20 protein-coding genes are annotated in these 18,624 nt (G+C 65.4%); 3 read left to right on the top strand and 17 right to left on the bottom strand.

What is annotated here, in order from left to right; translation table 11 throughout:
- Positions 1-6: 6 nt before the first annotated feature.
- The 5 genes from RHO23_RS02485 to RHO23_RS02465 form a co-directional block, all read right to left on the bottom strand.
- Positions 7-453, bottom strand: coding sequence for a hypothetical protein (locus RHO23_RS02485; RefSeq protein WP_057968196.1), 447 nt, complete (start codon positions 451-453; stop codon positions 7-9).
- Positions 454-585: 132 nt separating this feature from the next.
- A complete protein-coding gene (locus RHO23_RS02480) occupies positions 586-891 on the bottom strand; it encodes a hypothetical protein (protein WP_070942687.1) in 306 nt (101 codons plus the stop codon).
- Complete coding sequence (locus RHO23_RS02475) at positions 888-1,184, bottom strand: hypothetical protein (protein WP_078321548.1); 297 nt, start codon at positions 1,182-1,184, stop codon at positions 888-890. The genes RHO23_RS02480 and RHO23_RS02475 overlap by 4 nt, the downstream gene beginning before the upstream one ends.
- Positions 1,184-1,822 carry an MspA family porin gene (locus RHO23_RS02470; protein WP_030094771.1) on the bottom strand — a complete coding sequence of 213 codons (639 nt, stop codon included), beginning with the start codon at positions 1,820-1,822 and terminating at the stop codon, positions 1,184-1,186. The genes RHO23_RS02475 and RHO23_RS02470 overlap by 1 nt, the downstream gene beginning before the upstream one ends.
- A gap of 80 nt (positions 1,823-1,902) precedes the next feature.
- A complete protein-coding gene (locus RHO23_RS02465; RefSeq protein ID WP_064408090.1) occupies positions 1,903-2,361 on the bottom strand; it encodes a hypothetical protein in 459 nt (152 codons plus the stop codon).
- Positions 2,362-2,555: 194 nt separating this feature from the next.
- Between RHO23_RS02465 and RHO23_RS02460 the strand changes: the two genes are divergently transcribed.
- Positions 2,556-3,128, top strand: coding sequence for an excalibur calcium-binding domain-containing protein (locus RHO23_RS02460; protein ID WP_338120940.1), 573 nt, complete (start codon positions 2,556-2,558; stop codon positions 3,126-3,128).
- A 7-nt stretch (positions 3,129-3,135) separates the two neighbouring features.
- On the opposite strand, the gene RHO23_RS02455 is transcribed toward RHO23_RS02460, so the two are convergent.
- A complete protein-coding gene (locus RHO23_RS02455) occupies positions 3,136-5,742 on the bottom strand; it encodes a bifunctional FO biosynthesis protein CofGH (RefSeq protein ID WP_164687540.1) in 2,607 nt (868 codons plus the stop codon).
- Positions 5,743-5,859: 117 nt separating this feature from the next.
- Here RHO23_RS02455 and RHO23_RS02450 point away from each other — a divergent pair, with 117 nt between their 5' ends.
- Complete coding sequence (locus RHO23_RS02450; protein WP_057963917.1) at positions 5,860-6,621, top strand: O-methyltransferase; 762 nt, start codon at positions 5,860-5,862, stop codon at positions 6,619-6,621.
- On the opposite strand, the gene RHO23_RS02445 is transcribed toward RHO23_RS02450, so the two are convergent.
- From RHO23_RS02445 to RHO23_RS02410, 8 genes are all read right to left on the bottom strand, one after another.
- Positions 6,618-6,953, bottom strand: coding sequence for a hypothetical protein (locus tag RHO23_RS02445; RefSeq protein WP_064410196.1), 336 nt, complete (start codon positions 6,951-6,953; stop codon positions 6,618-6,620). The genes RHO23_RS02450 and RHO23_RS02445 overlap by 4 nt on opposite strands.
- A gap of 139 nt (positions 6,954-7,092) precedes the next feature.
- Entirely contained in the window at positions 7,093-7,914 is an 822-nt protein-coding gene (mshB, locus tag RHO23_RS02440) for an N-acetyl-1-D-myo-inositol-2-amino-2-deoxy-alpha-D-glucopyranoside deacetylase (protein ID WP_064410195.1), read from the bottom strand.
- Between the two features lie 11 nt (positions 7,915-7,925).
- Positions 7,926-9,719 (bottom strand): ABC transporter family substrate-binding protein, encoded by a 1,794-nt coding sequence (locus RHO23_RS02435; RefSeq protein ID WP_064408088.1) that lies wholly within the window; start codon positions 9,717-9,719, stop codon positions 7,926-7,928.
- A gap of 49 nt (positions 9,720-9,768) precedes the next feature.
- Complete coding sequence (locus RHO23_RS02430; protein WP_070942690.1) at positions 9,769-11,661, bottom strand: alkyl/aryl-sulfatase; 1,893 nt, start codon at positions 11,659-11,661, stop codon at positions 9,769-9,771.
- A 94-nt stretch (positions 11,662-11,755) separates the two neighbouring features.
- Positions 11,756-12,145 (bottom strand): nitroreductase/quinone reductase family protein, encoded by a 390-nt coding sequence (locus RHO23_RS02425; protein ID WP_227457831.1) that lies wholly within the window; start codon positions 12,143-12,145, stop codon positions 11,756-11,758.
- A gap of 47 nt (positions 12,146-12,192) precedes the next feature.
- Entirely contained in the window at positions 12,193-12,573 is a 381-nt protein-coding gene (locus RHO23_RS02420; RefSeq protein ID WP_064408085.1) for a VOC family protein, read from the bottom strand.
- 9 nt (positions 12,574-12,582) lie between these two features.
- On the bottom strand, positions 12,583-14,487 hold the full coding sequence (gene typA, locus RHO23_RS02415) for a translational GTPase TypA (RefSeq protein ID WP_046252884.1): 1,905 nt from the start codon (positions 14,485-14,487) through the stop codon (positions 12,583-12,585).
- A 262-nt stretch (positions 14,488-14,749) separates the two neighbouring features.
- Positions 14,750-15,145 carry a (deoxy)nucleoside triphosphate pyrophosphohydrolase gene (locus RHO23_RS02410; protein WP_057968189.1) on the bottom strand — a complete coding sequence of 132 codons (396 nt, stop codon included), beginning with the start codon at positions 15,143-15,145 and terminating at the stop codon, positions 14,750-14,752.
- Between the two features lie 26 nt (positions 15,146-15,171).
- On the opposite strand from RHO23_RS02410, the gene RHO23_RS02405 reads away from it, so the two are divergent.
- The gene (locus RHO23_RS02405) at positions 15,172-15,456 is read left to right on the top strand and encodes a 4a-hydroxytetrahydrobiopterin dehydratase (protein WP_057968188.1); all 285 of its coding nucleotides are present in this window, start codon (positions 15,172-15,174) and stop codon (positions 15,454-15,456) included.
- A gap of 129 nt (positions 15,457-15,585) precedes the next feature.
- Here RHO23_RS02405 and purU read toward each other — a convergent pair whose 3' ends face one another.
- Genes purU through RHO23_RS02390 form a run of 3 tightly spaced genes read right to left on the bottom strand, consistent with a single transcriptional unit; the run spans position 15,586 to position 18,598 of the window.
- A complete protein-coding gene (gene purU / locus RHO23_RS02400; protein ID WP_081343222.1) occupies positions 15,586-16,485 on the bottom strand; it encodes a formyltetrahydrofolate deformylase in 900 nt (299 codons plus the stop codon).
- A 12-nt stretch (positions 16,486-16,497) separates the two neighbouring features.
- Positions 16,498-17,304, bottom strand: a complete 807-nt coding sequence (locus RHO23_RS02395; protein WP_057968186.1) for an SDR family oxidoreductase — start codon at positions 17,302-17,304, stop codon at positions 16,498-16,500.
- A 10-nt stretch (positions 17,305-17,314) separates the two neighbouring features.
- Complete coding sequence (locus tag RHO23_RS02390) at positions 17,315-18,598, bottom strand: mannosyltransferase (RefSeq protein ID WP_371258619.1); 1,284 nt, start codon at positions 18,596-18,598, stop codon at positions 17,315-17,317.
- Positions 18,599-18,624 lie beyond the last annotated feature (26 nt).

Raw genomic sequence — 18,624 nt, 5'->3', positions numbered from 1 at the left:
ACGGGCCTACCGATATCCGTTGCACCAACGGTGCGGATGCATCTGGCGGCACGCCCTCCAGATGTCGTTCGGGTCCGTTGTGGTGGTACTCGGTGGCGCGTCGGTTGTGGGCGTGATCGCCGGCGCCGGGAGGTAGGTGGTTGCGGTCACCGTTTCGGTGACCGTCTCCGTCGACGAGGGTGGCGCAGACGGTGATAGGGATGACGACACCGGCGCGGATGTCGAGGGTGTCGTCACCGACGTGATGGGGACAAGTGGTGGCACCGTTGTCTTCTCGGGAACGAGAAGCAGAAACCCGAGAGCAATGATCGCCAGCACACCCGCCGCCGCGGCTATCGCAACGATCCACACCTGACGGGATGTGCCCCGAGACGGCGGGGTCACCGGGAGCAATTGCGTGGGCTCGTCCCCGCCGTCGCTCCAGGCCCGCACCGTGTCTTCGTAGGACGGCATTCCTCGGCACCTCCGTGACGGTCATCGCTCGATCTGCTACCGAGCCGATGGCGCCGGATGCCGCCACGCTAATGAGCGATTCTGAGGTGCCGCTGAGATGCAGCTGCCAAATACTTGGACGATTTGCAGGGGTCAGCGCGTCGCTGTGCCGGTCGGACTTTCCAGCTTCCCGTCTCCGACTCCGACACCCGGCTTCACTCCACCCGGCGCCCCCGCGCCATCGACTACCCCGGCCGAAATCCGGGGCCCCCGGGCGGGGCCCGACATCAGCACCGGCAGCTGAGTACCGCGCGAGGGACGCAGTGCGGGCAGCTGGCCGGGCACGAAGACCGGGTTATAGGGCGCCGGAACGGGCGGCGGCGGAGCCGCGGCGACAGGCGGGGCAACGCCGACCGCGATTGCCGCCACAACCGTTGCTACACAAAATGTTCGGATCATGGTGCCACCCCTTCAGTCATGCCACGTGGGTCCTCCAGCTGCCCGGCGGTCATCCCGGCGCCGATTCGGGCGGTGTACCCGGAGTCGACACCGGCGGAGATCCGGGCACCGCGCGGCGTTGCCGGAGACAGCCCAAACGGTGGTTGCGCCGCAGTCGCCGCATAGTTGGGCGTCCCACCCGGCACGGCCACGGGCACCGCAGGCATCGGGTTCACCGGCGGCGGGTCCGCCATGGCTTGCGGCGCACACCACAAGGACACTAATACCCCTGTGGCACAGACGAATTTCATCATCAGATCTTGATCGGATCGCCATAGATTGCGAACTCGGTGTGACCGGTCTCGGTCGACGCCCGCAACGAGGCGAAGGAACGGATCGTCACGTCACCACCACAGGCATCGGCCTTTACATGCACGTTGTCCAAATCCAGCGCGCCCGTACCACCGTGTGACAGAACCATATTGGCCATCGGGAGGTTCACGATGACGCCCGGCTGCACCACGGTCTGAACGAACCCGCTGACTCCCGCGCTGCCTCCCACTCCCACCGACGGTGTCGGTGCCACGCCAAGGCTCACCGACGGCGCGATACCCGCCGATCCACCAAGCTGCAAGCCCGAAGACACATCCGACTGGCAACCGAGCTGATATCCGATGACGAAGAGGCTGTCGGTGATGGGGTTGGTGCCGCCGGAGGCGGTCGCCGTGCCCGACAGGGTAATGAATGCCTCACGCGAGTTGGTTGCCGCGGCCAGGTTGGGAACCACGTTGACGCGTTCATTGTCGAGCCTGATCTGCAGTTGCCAGCCATCGCGGGTCGTCCGCGAATATGACTGCGGCGCCATCTCTCTCGGCTCTGCACTGGCCGGTACCGCGACCATGAACCCAAGCATGGCAACGATGAAGCTTGTCGCTACGAGTCGGGTAATCACGCACATCACGATGCCCAAACCAGCCACCGGAGTTAACCCACCGCGATCCAGTCAGTCAGGTGCGCGCAGAAAGCGTCAACTTAGCGGTATCCGTCGCATTCGCGCCGCGGGTGCAGTTCGTGACACAACCGGCCTTCTTCTGGACGTGTCGGCACCACTTCTGTTGGCGTCACCTCTGTCGGCGCGACCGGCGCGGGCGTCTCCACCACCACGGTGGTTTCGATAACCGTGGTGACCACCGTCTCCGTCGGCGGCGCGACGGGCACCGAACTACTTGGCACACGCGGATGTTCGGTCGTCGTCGTCACCGGAGCCGGGGCCACCGGCTCCTCAGCCTTATCCACCTCCAGCAGGGCCAGAACCAACGCCGCCACAATGGCCAGGGCCGCCGCCGCACAGACGATCCACACCCAGCGCCATGAGCGATTGCCTACGGAAATCTCGGAGTCATCCACCTCGGAGTACGCAGCGGCAGGCGGATTCAATGGCCGCTGGGTAGTCGGCGGCATCGACTCCTCGTCGGGCGGGAATTCGGTCATCAGGGCACGAGGCTACCGCCATCAACGGCAGCCCACTGCCGAAATCCGCACCCGCGGTCAGGTACGGGCAGTGCCCCAATTTCTTCTCGCGATTCACCTCCCGACAGCTCTTAGATCCGGTAAAGATCAAGGTCACGTTTGCATCTGAGGAGGGTCACCTGCGTACCAAGATTCTGTATCTCGCTATCGCCACATTGGTAGGCCCATCGTTTGGTCTCGTCTCGCCGCCGTTGGCACAGGCCTACCCCAATTGCGCCGCTGCGAGAGCGGCCGGGGCTGCGCCCCTGTACCGAGGCCAGCCTGGATACAGTTCGAAGCTCGACCGCGATGGTGACGGTGTCGCGTGTGAGACCGGCTCATCTGGATCCGCGCCCGGCCAAGCTGTCCCCGCGCCAGCAATCCCCACCATGCAAGCGCCACAACCTGTTTCAACGCCGATTCCCGCACCGGGATTGCTGTCGGGCGGCGGTGACGGCGCAAGCTACGAGACCCTAGTCACCTGGACTGGTACGGATTGCATAGACATCACCGCGCCGGATTCATCACCTGCGAGAGTGCTGACGACAACCAATCATTGCGGCGGTACGACCAGATTTACTCAGAGCGCGAACGGCAGTCAGCTTGTAGGGGCGGACCCCATAATGGGGTCGGCTGAATCCATCACGTGCGAGATCCTCGTCGGGCGCCTTCGCGACTCAGGCACACGCGGGGATGGTCACGACGTCAACTGCCTCACCCGAGTAGACTCAGTGAAGGCTTCAGCGTAGCCAAGCTTTACGCGGCGGACGGCCGCCGCGCGTAGGTAGTGGTGCGTTCCACTGCGGGGCGTCCGATGCCGTCGGCGATTTCTTCCAGCTCGGCGATGGTCTTGGCGGATCCGTGTTCAGATCCGGCCATCCGGGAGATGGTCTCCTCCATGAGGGTGCCGCCCAGATCGTTGGCACCGCCTTCGAGCATCACCCGTGTGCCGTCGATACCCAGCTTGACCCAGCTGGTCTGGATGTTGTGGATACGCCCATGCAGCATGATGCGCGCCAATGCGTGCACCGCCCGGTTGTCGCGGTTGGTGGGCCCGGGCCGCGCGGCGCCCGCCAGGTACAGCGGGGCACTCTGGTGCACGAACGGCAGCGGCACGAACTCGGTGAATCCGCCTGTGCGGTCCTGAATTCCGGAGAGAACCCGCAGATGTGACACCCAGTGCTTGGGCGTATCGACGTGCCCGTACATCATGGTGGAGCTGGACCGCAGCCCCACCTCGTGTGCGGTACTGATGACATCGATCCATTCCGACGCGGGCAGCTTGCCCTTGGTCAGCACCCACCGAACCTCGTCGTCGAGGATCTCGGCGGCGGTGCCCGGAATGGTGTCCAGACCTGCGGCGCGCAGTTCAGTCAACCACTCACGAACGCTCTGGCCGCCCTTGGACGCACCGTTGACGATCTCCATCGGACTGAAGGCGTGCACGTGCATGCTGGGCACCCGCTTCTTGACCGCGCGCACCAGATCGGCATACCCGGTGACCGGCAGCTCCGGGTCGATACCGCCCTGCATGCAGACCTCGGTGGCACCGGCGACATACGCCTCCCAGGCGCGGTCTCCGACCTCCTCGGCCGACAGCGAGAAGGCGTCGGCATCGCCCTTGCGCTGCGCGAAGGCGCAGAAACGGCAGCCGGTGTAGCAGATGTTGGTGAAGTTGATGTTCCTGTTCACCACGTACGTGACGTCGTCGCCGACCACATCCGCGCGGATCGAATCAGCCAGTGCGGCAACAGCATCCATAGCCGGACCCTCGGCCGTCGCCAGCGCCAGGTACTCATCGTCACTGCAGCCGGCCGGATCTCTCTCGGCGGAGCGCAGCGCCGCCAGCACGTCACCGCTCACCTTTTCCGGTGCCCGCGCATTCAGTTCACGAACATGTTCGCGGATGGATTCCCAGTCCCCAAAGGCACTCGCCAGATCGCTACGGGTGTCGGTGTTGCGGCCCTCCGAATCGATGGCCTCATGCAGGTCTACCCGGCCCGTCGACTCCCAGGTCTCGTCGGGCTCCTGCCAGGGCAATCCCGTCGGCGAGATATCCAGGGCGTAACCGGTTTCCGGATCGGCCAGGGCCTCCACGTGTCCACGTACCCGCGGGTCGATCCACGCCGCCCCCGCCTGCACGTACTGCGGGTGCGCGGTGAGCCGCTGCACCAGGTCGTATCCGGCCTCGGCGGTCACGTCGGCCAGATCGTCCACTGCGGGCCAGGGGCGTTCGGGATTGACGTGGTCGGGCGTGAGCGGCGAGACACCGCCCCAGTCGTCCACACCCGCCGCGATAAGCGCGAGGCATTCACTGCGGGACACCAGGTTTGGCGGCGACTGCACCCGCATCTTGGGACCCAGTACCAGCCTGGTCACGGCGATGGTGGCCAGGAAGTCGTCGATGTCGGCGTCGGGCGTCGACTTCATCGCGGTGTCCGGCTTGGCGCGGAAGTTCTGCACAAGCACTTCCTGCACGTGCCCGAACTCCTTGTGCACCTTCCGGATCGCGTGAATGGTCTCGGCCCGTTCGGTCAGGTTCTCCCCGATGCCCACCAGCAGCCCGGTGGTGAAGGGGATGGACAGCCGGCCGGCGTCGGTCAGCGTGCGCAGCCGCACCGCGGGGTCCTTGTCGGGGCTACCATAGTGCGCCTCGCCCCGCGTCTCGAACAGCCGCCGCGACGTGGTTTCCAGCATCATCCCCATCGAAGGCGCCACCGGCTTGAGCCGTGCCAGCTCGGACCACGTCATCACGCCCGGGTTCAGGTGCGGCAGCAGTCCCGTCTCTTCCAGCACCCGGATCGACATGGCCCGCACGTAATCGAGCGTGGTGTCGTATCCACGCTCATCGAGCCACTGCTTGGCCTCCGGCCAGCGGTCCTCAGGCCGATCGCCCAGCGTGAACAAGGCCTCTTTGCAACCCAATTCGGCGCCGCGACGGGCAATGTCCAAGATCTCGTCGGGCTCCAGGTACATGCCCTGGCCCTGCGCGCGCAGCTTGCCCGGAACCGTCACGAAGGTGCAGTAATGGCACTTGTCCCGGCACAGATGGGTAACCGGAATGAAGACCTTGCGCGAATAGGAGACCGGCAGACGCCCGGCCGCGCCGCGACGCCCGGCCGACTCCAGCCCGGCGTCGCGCACGCGCGACGCACTGGCCATCAGGTCGACCAGATCGTCTCCCCGCGCGGTCAGCGCGAGCGCGGCCTCATCGACGTTCAGCGTCACGCCATCGCGGGCGCGGCGCAGCACCCGCCTCAGCGCGGGCGATGAGGCACCTGCGCGTGCGGCATCCGGAACAGAAGATGCCGCTTTCGGCGCGGGAAAGGCGGGATTCGGCAGCGGCGTTACGTCGTCGGGCACGTTTGTACAACCGTCGGTCACCCCCAGATCATCCGCCCGTACCAAAAGCCCCACCACTCGGGGGTTCATCAACGGGACCACGCTGCGAAAACACCCGGGATGGCTAGGCTGATCTTCGTGAGTCTTACGAGAACGCTCAAGCAGAAACTTCCGTTTCTGCGGTATTCGTTTCTGCGTGCGGTGTTCGGCGGGCTGAACGTCATGCGCACTGGTCAGATGGGCGACGGACGTGAAGAGGCCACCGCCGAGCACGTCATCGCCACCGCCCCGGCCGGGGATGTCGACGCCGCGATCAACGCCATCGACAACTTCGCGTATGACCAATCGATTCTGATGAATGTCGGCGACGAGAAGGGGCAGCTGCTCGACGCGGCCGTCAAACGCGCCAACCCCAAGATCGCCCTCGAGCTGGGCGCGTACTGCGGCTACAGCGGGCTACGGATCGCGCGTGCGGCTCCCGGCGCCAAGTTCTTCTCCATCGAGAAGTCGGGGGCCAACGCCTCGGTGGCCCGCCGGGTCTGGGCACACGCCGGGCTGGCCGACCGCACCACCTGCCTCACTGGCACAGCCGACGACGGCACCACCCTGGACACACTGACCAAGGACTACGGATTCACCGAGGGATGCCTGGACTTCGTGTTCATCGACCACTGGAAGGACGTCTACCTCGACGACCTGCAGCGGCTGATGGAACGGGGCTGGCTGCATCCGGGCACGATCGTGGTGGCCGACAACGTTGGCTTCCCCGGCTCCCCCAAGTACCGCGCGTACATGAAGGAACAGCAGGGAAAGCGCTGGCAGACCATCGAGCACGAGACCCATGTCGAGTACCAGACGTTGGTGAAGGACCTGGTCCTCGAGTCTGAGTACTTGGGCTAGGCGTTCGCCCGCCGTAGGACATATGCCGCGGGCAGCACACCGAACGCCAACAGCAGCACGGGCCCAAACCCGCTGAAAATCACGTCACCGCCGGGCCCGCCGAACAACAGCAGCGTCGTGGTCGCCACGAACGCCCACAGCGGTGCCCCCAACCATCGCGTCGACGGTGCCCATTGCAGCGCGCACCACACCAGCACCACGTTGAGGACAGCGCTGATGACCAGGCCCAGCGGAACCAGAACCCCGCCAAAGCGCGTGTTGAGCAGAGCAGCGCCGAAAATGGCACTGATGATGCCGTCGACAACGAGCGCGGTCAGCACGAACGCGCGCAGATAAACGTTCAGGCGTCTAAATCGGGACGGAGTCGAGCTGGGCCACGAGTGAGCCGACGACCCATTGGAAGTTGTCCAGCCGGTCTTGCCAATGCTGCTGGTTGGGGTCCAGGTCCGGATCAGGTGGCATGGATCGAGCTTACAACTCCACGCCGGCGAACAGATCTGATTCCCATCCGGTGTCGACACCGGCCACACCACGCACCAGCACAAAATGCTCGATGTCCGCGAGGGGCAACGCAATCAGGTTCGACAGCGCCAGCGAGGTCCCGTCCTCGGAGACGGTGAGCTGGGTGGCATGCGCGCGCAGCGCGGCGGCCTTGGCGTCGCGATAGGCCGAGACGTCGATGGCGGCGCTGATCTGCTCGTCGGCATAAGTGGGTATGACGTCGACGGGGGCCGGCTCACATCCCGGAGGCAGCTGCTTCATCGCGGCGAGCCCCGCGCTCAGCGCACTGGTGGCGATGACGGTCCAGTACAGCTTGGCCACCTTCCAGGAGGCCTGCTCGACCGCAGCGGTGGTCACCGTGTGCGCCTGGATGTGGTCGGGATGCCCATATCCCCCGAAGGGGTCGTAGGTGATGACGACGTGCGGGCGGTGCTCGTCGATCAACCGCGTCAGTTCCGCGACGGCATCGTCGATGTCGGCACCGGCGAATGCCCGCGGATGCAGTGGCCCGGTGTCGGCCATGCCGGAGTCACGCCAGTGCCCGGCACCACCAAGAAAAACGGGCTGCTCGACCCCGAGGTGCTTCAGCGCGGCAGACAATTCCGCGATGCGGTACCCGCCGAGTTGATCGGCGTAGTCCACGGCGAGCTGTGCCCAGCGGTCGCCGATCACCTCGCCTTCCTCGCCGAGGGTGCAGGTGACAACCTTGACGTCGGCGCCTTCGGCGGCATACCGCGCGATGGTTCCGCCGGTCGTCAGGGATTCATCGTCGGGGTGCGCGTGCACGAGCATCAGACGGCGGGTCATGGGCGGGTCTTCTTCCACTCTCCTGCCGTGGCCACGATTCCCACCGGAACCGCACCGGTCAGCTCGACGTTCTGCACGCTGGGCCCGGCCGCGGCGATGGTGGTGTCCTGCATGATCGGCAACACCGTTGCCATCTTCCACAATTGCGGCTCGGCCTGATCGACGACCTTGCCCACATCGGCCTGCCCGGTAAGCGCGGCGTCGATGCTGGCCTGCAGGCCCTCATCGCACAACCCGGTGAGATTGCTCGGGGCGCGAACGGATTCTTCCCGCGCTGGCGGCGCCGGCGTATTGCTCGCCGGTGGCGGGGGCGGTGTCGTGGTGCGGGTCTCGGGCAGCTTGCTCGATTGCAGCGCCGGGCAGCCGTAGCGGGAGGCCAGCACGGTGGCCAAGTCTCCGCCCGACTGGTGCCAGCCGACGATGGCGTCGACGCGGCCGTCCGGAATCGCCTGGCCGTACAGCGTGGGCGGGTCGAGGGCCAGGACGCTGGCCCGCACTCCGGCATTGCGCAGTTGATCGGCGGCGGTGTTGGCGACGGCGACCGACGTCGGATCGTTGGCAGCGGCACCGATCACCAGGCTCAGCGGCTCGCCGTCCCGGGTGATCTGTGGCGGACCTGCCGGGGTGCCGGGTGCCGGCGGTACCTCGACGGCTTCATATCCGGCCTCTTTGAGTAACGCCAGGGCCGCGTCGCGGGTGAGAGCAGTGGGCGCGGTGGGCTTGTATCCGGGGTCCGAGGGGGAACGCACCTGTGCCGCCGCCAGGGTGACGGCGTTGTCGTTGCCGGCAGCCACCGCGGCCAGCAGCCCGACATCCAGCAGTCCGAGCAGCCCGCGGCGCACCTTGGCATCGGTGAGCGTGGGCTGTCCGGCGCGCAAGGTCAGCTGCAAGGTGCGCGGCGCGACGATGCGCGCGGTGCGCACGCCAGGAATGTTGGACAGCTGAGCGAAGGTCACCGCACTGCCGTGCACCTGGGCTACCTGGGTGTCTCCGTTACGGATCGAGTCGGCCAGCACCGTGGGCGCGCCTGCACGCCGGAACAGGATTTCGTCGGGAACCGCGGGTTTGGCCCAGTACCGGTCGTTACGGGCGAGCAGGATCTCGTCGCGCTGGGGGTCGATCGCGTCGACCCGGAAGCGTCCCCCGGACGCGGGCATCGACTTGATCAGCCCGGAGGCGAACCCGCCCGGAATGTCCTTCACGATGTGCGCGGGCAGCAGATCGGTGAACAGCTCGCGCCAGGCCGGGTATTTGTGGTCGAAGGTGACGACCACACGCTTGCCGCCGTCACGTGACTGCACGTCGGTGATGTTTCCGTAGCCCGCCGGGTCGACGGTCCCGGGCTGAACGAGCATCTGTTGCCACAGGTAGGAGAAATCGTCGGCACCGATGGGTGCGTTATCGGTCCACTGCGCCTCGGGACGGATCGTGTAGGTGACCGTGAAGGGTTCTTGACTGGTCTCTTCGGCCGATACCAGCAGCGTCGGGTCCAGCTCCCAGCGTGAGCCGGTGGTGGTCGTCGAGTCGGGCACCGGGCGGAAGGCACTGGGCAGCACCAGCGAGCTGATCGCGGAGTTCACCGGTGACTGATCGGACAGCAGGTGCGGATTGAATCCGGCGCCGATCGAATCGATACCCACCACGATCTGCTCTTTTTTGGGCGGCGGCGGTGTCGTGGAGTTGGTGGTTTCGCTGCCTTGCACGGCCGGTGGCGCGCTGACGGAGCACCCCGCGAGCAGCACCACACCGAGTACTGCGCACAGTCGCAGGCGCGGTGACTCGATCGGCATGAGGACCAACCTTATCGGTGGGGTGGCGCGTGGCGCCCGCGGCAACCGGTCAGGGGGTCACGATCGCAAAGTTGGGATCGGGCTGATCGAGCACGGCGACCAGCCGCGCGAATCCGGTCACGTCGCCGTCCACGGTGATCTCGCCCGAAGCGACAAGCTGCGCCGGGTCCGTGCCATCCAGCAGAACCTTGATGAGGATCGGCCGGGTAAGAGTGAAGGTCACGTCGGGCTCACTGATGTCCGCGGGCCGGTCATAGTGCACCAGCACGCCGTTGCGCAGCTCCACGCGGTGCACGCGATCCTCGTCGGTGAAACGCCAATCGCTGACGAAGTGTTCATCCCAGGCCTTCGGGCCGTTGATGCGCAGCGAGAGCGCGTCGAAGACCTGATCCACCGTCAGCGCGGCCACTACCGAGGGCGAACCGACTGTGATGGGAGTTCCGACGTTGCCATGAGACAGTTCGTAGGCGCCCATCAGGTAGAAATTACGCCAGGTGGCGTTCTCCGATCCGTAACCCAGTTGCTGAAAACAGCTGGCCTGCAACGCCTTGGCCGCTTCGTTGGCCGGATCGGCGAAGATCACATAGTTGACCACCTGGGCCACCCAACGATAGTCGCCCTCCTCAAAGGCGATGCGCGCCTTACGTAGTACCTCCTCGGCGCCACCCATGAACTCGACGTGCCGCTGCGCGTTCGCGACCGGTGGATGCTCCCAGAGGTGCGCCGGATTGCCGTCGAACCAGCCCATGTAGCGCTGGTAGATCGCCTTGACGTTGTGGCTGACCGACCCGTAGTAGCCGCGCGCATGCCACGCGTTGGCAAGGGCCGGGGGAAGCTGCAGCGACTCGGCGATCTCGGAGCCCACCAGTCCTTGGTTGAGCTGGCGCAGCGTCTGATCGTGCAGGTAGGCATACAAATCTCGCTGCAGGGCAAGGTATTCCACCAGAAGTTCGGTACCCCAGGTGGGCCAATGGTGCGAGGCGAACACCACATCGGAAGCACGCGCGTACAGGTTGATGGCCTCGGTGATGTAGCGCGCCCACACGTGCGGATCACGGACCAGTGCGCCGCGCAGGGTCAGCAGATTGTGCAGGGTGTGCGTGGCGTTCTCGGCCATACAGAGCGCGCGGCGCTGCGGGAAGTGGAAATTCATCTCCGCGGGCGCCTCGGTGCCCGGCGTGAGCTGGAAGACCATGTGCACTCCGTCAATGGTCTCTTCCTGCCCGGTATGGGTGATGTCGAGAGTCGGCGGAATCAGCGTGACGGTGCCGATCGAATTGGTTTGCCCCAGGCCGGAGCCCACCTGCCCCAGCGGCCCCCTCGGCAGCACCGCACCGTACATGTACACGGCCCGGCGCGTCATCGCGGTTCCCGCATACACGTTCTCGGCCACCGCATGTTCCAGGAATCCCGCCGGGGCCAGGACTGGGCAGTGACCCGTTGCGACATCCTCCGCGCTCACCACCCCCAGCGCGCCCCCGAAATGGTCGGCGTGGGAATGGGTGTAGATCAGCCCGGTCACCGGGCGATCGCCCCGATGACTCCGGTAGAGCGCCAATGCGGCAGCGGCGGTTTCCGCGGACACCAGCGGGTCGATCACGATGACCCCGCGCTCCCCCTCAACGAGCGTCATGTTGGAGATGTCCAGGCCGCGTACTTGGTAGATGCCCTCGGTGACGAGGTACAGCCCCTGCCTGATATTCAGGCCACACTGCCGCCACAGGCTCGGGTGCACCGATGCCGGGCAGCTGTCACGCAAGAAGCCGTAGGAGTCGTTGTCCCACACTGTTTTTCCGGAATCATCGGTGACGATGCCGGGTTCCAGGGCCGCGATGAATCCCCTGTCGGCGTCGTCCTGGTCCGCAGTGTTGGCGAACGGAAGTTCCTGCGCCGCCGCCACGTTCTGTTCGATGATGCGCGATGTGGGCTGGGTCTGCTCCATATCGCGATAGTACCCACAGACCCCTTCGAGCGATCGCGAAAGCCGTTATCGCTCAAACGAGTTCATTGAGCCAGGGCAACCGCCGTTACCAAACTCAGTCGAGGTCGACCCGGACGGTCAATAGTTCGGTGCCCACGGCACGGACCACTGCGCTATTGGCCGTCGGCAGCTGCTGCAGCCGCGCGCGGGCGTCATCCTCGGGAAGCAGGTGCGCAGTGCCGGTGCGCCATTGGTCGCGGATACGCAGCCGCACCGCCGGGTTGGCCCTGATGTTGCGCACATAGTCGGAGTGATCGCCATGTTCGGAGACCAACCAGAATTGGTCACCGACGAGGCGCCCGCCGATCGCGGTGTGCCGCGGCTGCCCGGATTTGCGGCCCGTGGTTTCCAGCATCACGACCGGCAGTTTTCGTCCCACCGGGTTGACGAGATACCGCTGTGCGTTGTGAACCACGAGGCGCTTGATGGAGTTGAAATCAACCACGCCATGCAGTCTGCTCCCATTCCGGCGGCGATGCGAGACAGCGAGCCTCAAAGCTCCTTGAGGCGAGCTTTGAGCAGGCAGAACTCGTTGCCTTCGGGGTCGGCCAAGACATGCCATTGCTCCTGGCCGGTCTGACCGATGTCGGCCGGACGTGCGCCGAGCTTCAGGAGGCGTTCGAGCTCGGCGTCCTGATCGCGGTCGGTGGGGTTGACGTCGATATGCAGCCGCGATTTCCCGGAGCGCGGCTCAGCGCTGAAACTCAGGAACAGCGTCGGCTGCGGGCCGCCGAACCCCTCGCGGGGTCCGATTTCCAGCGAGCCGTCTTCCTCACGACTCAGCACGACGAAGTCCAGAACCTCGCACCAGAACCGTGCCAGCGCCTCCGGGTCGCGACAATCGAGCACGAGCTCGCTGATACGACAGGCCATCGGCCAAACCTAGCTGTTGTTGGCGGCTGCCTTCGCGCGTGAGCGATTGCGCGCCCGGGTGTTGGCATCCAGGTCAACCTTGCGCACGCGCACGATTTCCGGGGTCACCTCGACACATTCGTCGGCCGCGCAGAACTCCATGGCCTGCTCGAGGTCGAGCTCGATGGGCCGTGCCAGGGTCTCCATGACATCAGCGGTCGACGAGCGCATGTTCGTCAGCTTCTTCTCGCGGGTGACGTTGACGTCAAGATCCTCGGCACGCGGGTTGATCCCGACGACCTGGCCCTCATAGGTGTCTTCACCGGGCTCCACGAAGAACTGCCCGCGGTCGGCCAGCTGGATCATCGCGAATGGGGTGATGCTGCCGGTCCGGTCGGACACGAGCGATCCGGTGTGCCGCGCGCGGATCTCGCCCGCCCACGGGCGGTAACCCTCGAAGACGGCGTTCGCGATGCCGGTGCCGCGGGTCAGCGTCAGGAAGTCGGTGCGGAACCCGATGAGGCCACGCGACGGCACGATGAAGTCCATGCGGACCCATCCCGCGGCATGGTTGGCCATCTCCTCCATGCGGCCCTTGCGGGCGGCCATCAGCTGAGTGATGGCACCCACGAATTCCTCGGGACAGTCGATGGTCATGGCCTCGAAGGGCTCGTGCAGCTTGCCGTCGATCTGCCGGGTGACCACCTGAGGCTTGCCGACGGTCAGTTCGAAGCCCTCACGGCGCATCTGTTCGACGAGGATGGCCAGCGCCAGCTCCCCACGGCCCTGCACCTCCCAGGCGTCTGGACGGCCGATGTCGACGACCTTGATGGACACGTTGCCGACGAGCTCCGAGTCCAGCCGCGACTTGACCATGCGTGCGGTCAGCTTGTGCCCCGACACCTTGCCGGCCAGCGGCGAGCTGTTGGTACCGATGGTCACCGAGATGGCGGGCTCATCGACGGTGATGCGCGGCAGCGCGTGCGCGTGATCGGGGTCGGCGAGCGTGTCGCCGATCATGATCTCCGACATACCCGCGACGGCGACGATGTCACCGGCGACCGCCTCTTCGGTGGGGCTGCGGTCGACACCCTCGGTGGCGAGCAGCTCGGTGATCTTCGCGTTGGTGATGACGGGGTGGCCATCTACTTCGCGCATCCAGGCGATCTGCTGACCCTTGCGGATCCGTCCGTTGTAGATGCGGATCAGCGCGAGCCGGCCCAGGAACGCCGAAGCATCCAGGTTGGTGACGAGGGCCTGCAGCGGCGCCTCGGGGTCACCCTTGGGCGGCGGGATGTGCTCGAGCAGGACGTCGAAGAGCGGGTCGAGGTTCTCGCCGTCCGGGTTCTCCCCGTTCGGGGGCTCGGTGGTGCTGGCGATCCCGGCGCGGCCCGATGCGTACAGCGTGGGCAGATCGAGCGCCTTCTCCGCAGCCGCCTGTGCTTCCTCATCGAGGTCAGAGGCCACATCGAGCAGCAGGTCGTGGCTCTCCTCGACCACCTCGGCGATGCGCGCATCGGGGCGGTCGGTCTTGTTGACGACAAGGATCACCGGCAGGTGCGCCGAAAGCGCCTTGCGCAGCACGAACCGGGTCTGTGGGAGGGGCCCCTCGGAGGCGTCCACCAGCAGCAGCACTCCGTCGACCATCGACAGGCCGCGCTCCACCTCGCCGCCGAAGTCGGCGTGGCCGGGGGTGTCGATGACGTTGATGACGGTCATGGAGCCATCCGCATGGTGCCGGTGCACCGCGGTGTTCTTGGCCAGGATGGTGATGCCCTTTTCCTTCTCCAGATCACCGGAGTCCATCAGGCGCTCGACGGCGTCATCACCTCGGTGCGTGAGCGCACCCGATTGTTTGAGCATCGCGTCGACCAGGGTTGTCTTGCCGTGGTCGACGTGCGCAACAATGGCTACGTTCCGGAAACTGTGGGTCACGTCTGCCAATTCTGGCAGTGAGGACCCCTGTTCACGAAACTGGCGTTATCACGTGTGACGCCCGACATAGACACAAACACAGCCCAAGACGCATTTAGACCCAGAAGTAGGACCCTCAGTGAAGGCCAGCAAGGTCGCACGACTCAAGCCCAAGAAGAAGTGCTGTAAGAGCAAACCACGCTGTATGAAGTGCCCTCTTGTGGTGCACAAGATGCAGAAAGCCGAGCAGCACGGGCTCTCCGACAAGGAGCTCAAGAAGGTGCTACACCGGGCGCGGGCCCACTAGCGCCGCCCGCAGCGCGGGGATCCACCCCGCGTCCGCGGCGACCCACTCCACCGTGTCGAGTTCGTCGGCGGTGACCCAGCGCAGGGCCAGATGCTCATGCGGGTGCGGGATGCCGCCGTCGTGCACGCGTGCGCGATAGGCACGCAACACCAGATTCCCGACGACGACGTCCTCGCCGACGCGGGTGTCAACCTCGACCTCGATCCCGAGTTCCTCGCGTAGCTCCCGGGCAAGTGCCTGCGGCTCCGATTCGCCCTCGGCGACCTTGCCGCCCGGGAGCTCCCACTGCCCGGCCAACTCGGCAGGTTTGGATCGCTGCGCGATAAGCAGCTTGTCGCCATCGATCACCGCACCCGCGACCACTATCGCCATGGTGGTCGACGCTATACGTTGAGTTGATGGCCCTGCTCACCGATGACCAGATCAACGCAGCGCTCGCCGAGCTTCCCGGGTGGACCCGCGAGGGCGACTCCCTGCGCCGCGCCGTCACGTTCGACGCCTTTCTCGACGGAATCGACGCGGTACGCCGCATCGCCGAGCACGCGGAAGCCGCCGATCATCACCCCGATATCGATATCCGATGGCGCACCGTGACATTCGTGCTGTCCACGCATTCCGAAGGTGGCATCACCGACAAGGATCTGGCGCTGGCCGAAACCATCGACTCACAGACCGGCCGCTAGGTCCATGCCACATCGGCTCTGCCCGCGTCTATGCGACAAAACGTGTTACAGGCTCTGCACTGCCCTAGTTGTCGCATAGACGCGGGCAACAGGACAGTGGATGCCGAGGAACTCGGGCGCTGCGGAGCTTTACAAGATCGCGGTGACATTGCCGTGTCGCATGACCCGGTCCTCGCAGTGCCAGGCAACCGCACGCGACAGCACCAGGCGTTCCACATCGGAACCGAGCCGCACCAGGTCTTCCACGGTGTGCGTGTGGTCGACCCGGATCACGTCCTGCTCGATGATCGGGCCCTCGTCCAGCTCCGCTGTCACGTAATGCGCTGTGGCACCGATCATTTTCACGCCGCGTTCCCGTGCACGGCGATACGGCATGGCGCCGGTGAACGCGGGGAGGAATGAATGGTGGATGTTGATCAGCGGGCAACTGATCTCGTTGAGAAATTCCGGCGACAGGATCTGCATGTATCGAGCCAGGACCACCAGGTCGACGTTTCCCTGCAGCAGGTCCAGCTGCTTGCGTTCGGCTTCGGCGCGGTTCTCGCGAGTTGCCGGGATATGCACGAAGGGCAGCCCAAATGAGCGCACCTGATCGGCAAGATCGGGGTGGTTGGAGATCACCATCACGATCGACATGTCGAGCTCGCCGCGACGGTTACGCCACAACAGGTCCAGCAGGCAGTGATCTGTACGCGACACCATGATCGCGACTCTCTTGGGCTTGGCGGCCTCACTGAATCGGTACTGGATCTCGAATTCTTCAGCGATGGAAGCGAATCGCTTCTCCATGTCTTCGCGTGCGGCGCTGAGCCCGGAACGGTGAAAGACAGTGCGCTGCATGAACCAGCCACCCTGCGGTTCCGTCGAGTACTGCGCCAGCGAGATGATGCTGGCGCCGGCCTCGGCCAGGAACGCGCTGACCGCGGCGACCACGCCGATCCGGTCGGGGCATTGCAGCAGCAGCCTGCCGATGTCCTTGGAGTGGAAGGCATCCGACGAGCCCGTGGGGTGGGCCCCTTGGGGAGATATGGGAAACATGCCCTACCCCACCTTCAGTCCGTGCATGCGCGCCAAGAACTTCAGGAACAGCCGGGCGGGCAGTAGCCGTTGCGCGGCCATGATGAGCGGGGCGTTACTGCCCTTGGCGTACAAAGGCTTCGGGTTCGGATTCAGCGCCACGTCCACAACCAGGCGGGCCAGATCATCGGTGGCCATGCCGTGCTGTTCCCGCGCGGCCATGGCCGCGTCGACCGTCTGGAATGCTTCGCGGTAGGCGGATCCCTCGGCCACGATGCGATTGCGCCGCGTCTCGATCCCCGTGGCGATGACGCCGGGTTCCACAGTGCTTACCGTGATCCCGAACGGCGCGACCTCGTACCGCAGGCAGTCGGCCACGGTGTGCAATGCCGATTTAGCCGAGCTGTAGGTCGACCGAAAGGGCACGTGCAAGGTGCCTGCCATCGATCCCACCATCACGATGGCGCCGCGGCGCCGTTCTCGCATCCCGGGTAGCACCGCTTTGGTAAGCGCCACGGGCCCAAAGACATTGGTGGTATACAGCTTCTCGAAGTCATCGATGGAGATGTCTTCCAGCGCGCCGATCTGACTTTCTCCGGCGTTGTTGACCAGGATGTCCACCTCGCCCGCCTGCGCGACACATTCGGCGACGCTGGCCTTGTCGGTTTGGTCCAGCCGCAGATACTGCACCCCGGCGATGCGGTCGGCGATGGTGTCCGGATTACGGCTGGTACCGAAGACGCGGTGCCCGCGCTCGACGAAGATCCGGGCCGCGCTCGCGCCGATCCCGCTGGAAGCACCGGTGACCAGGACGGTCCAATGTTCAGACATGGCCGCAACGCTAGCCGGTGGGCGAAACTTCCCGATTCCAAGCCCGTGACCTGATCCCCGTCACCGCCATCCAGGTCAACGTCGCCATTGCCGCCACAATGTCCACCAGCCCGGCCCATGCCAACGGCCAGGGCCGGTCGATGCGCCAGATATCCGGTTGGGCGAAACTGAGCAGCCAGGGCACCCCGACCAGTAACAGCACCAGCCATCCGTACCCAAAGATCTTCGCGCCCAGTTTTTCTCGCCAGGGCCCGTGGAGTAGCCACACCATGAACGGAACCATCCACACCCAATGGTGGGTCCATGAGATGGGCGAGATGAGCAGACCGAACATCTGCACCACGCAGATCCGCCCCAACCTGTCGTCCACGGCCCGCCAGGCGAAAAAGGCCAGTACCGCTGTCACCAGGTATGCCACCAGCACCAGTGCTCCCGAGCCCGCGTCGTGGCCGAGAATCCTGGAGATCCCGCCCCGCCAGGACTGGTTGAACACGGTGGCGATCGGCCCGATCCGGTCCGGCTTACCCAACAGATCGGTGAAGTAGTAGCGCCCCTGCTCCCCGACGATCGCGATGCCCACCAGCACGGTGAGCACAAAGACCACCGCGGCCCAGATGGCGGTCGCCCAGCGGCGCGCACCCAGGAAGTAGAGGCCGGAGACCAAAGGAGTCAGCTTCACCCCGCCTGCGAGTCCCACCAGCGTTCCGGAGATCCACCACCGCGATGACGTCACCGCCAGCAAGATCAGCAGCATCAACAACACATTGATTTGCCCGTAGTCCAGGGTCGAACGCACCGGTTCGGTCCACATGGTCACGGCCGTCCACACGGCGGCCCCACGCGCGTCGTCGAATCCGAGTAACCGCTGACTCAGCCGGACCACCGCGTAGAGCGCGGCGATGGTGCCCAGAATCCAGCACAGTCCGAGCAGAGTGAACGGAAGCAGGTGCAGCGGCCAGAACACCACGGCCGCAAAGGGCGGATAGGTGAAGGGCAGCGGGAAGTCCGGCGTCTTGTCCGGGTAGGTGAACTCGTAGAGATTGCCGTGGCCCAGAGTTGCCGGACCGCTGACGTACACATGCAGGTCCACAAGGTCGGCACCGTGCGGCGTTAGGTACGCCCAGGCGAGGCGCACCGCGACACTCAGCGCCAACAGCCACGGAGCCCATTCGCGGACACGCCGCCACGCCGACGCGCCGCGTGTCGAAACCTGGGGCTCGGCATTCGCCCTGGTCGGCTCTGTTCTCATCGGGGCTTCGATAACCTCGCTCACTCGTTTTGGTAACGGTTCCATCTACGCCACACGCGTCACTTGAGTAA

The organism is Mycobacteroides sp. PCS013, assembly GCF_049532645.1.
Lineage (GTDB): Bacteria > Actinomycetota > Actinomycetes > Mycobacteriales > Mycobacteriaceae > Mycobacterium > Mycobacterium gwanakae.
Note: the sequence above shows the minus strand (reverse complement) of the source record. Positions and strands in the feature narration are given on the sequence as shown.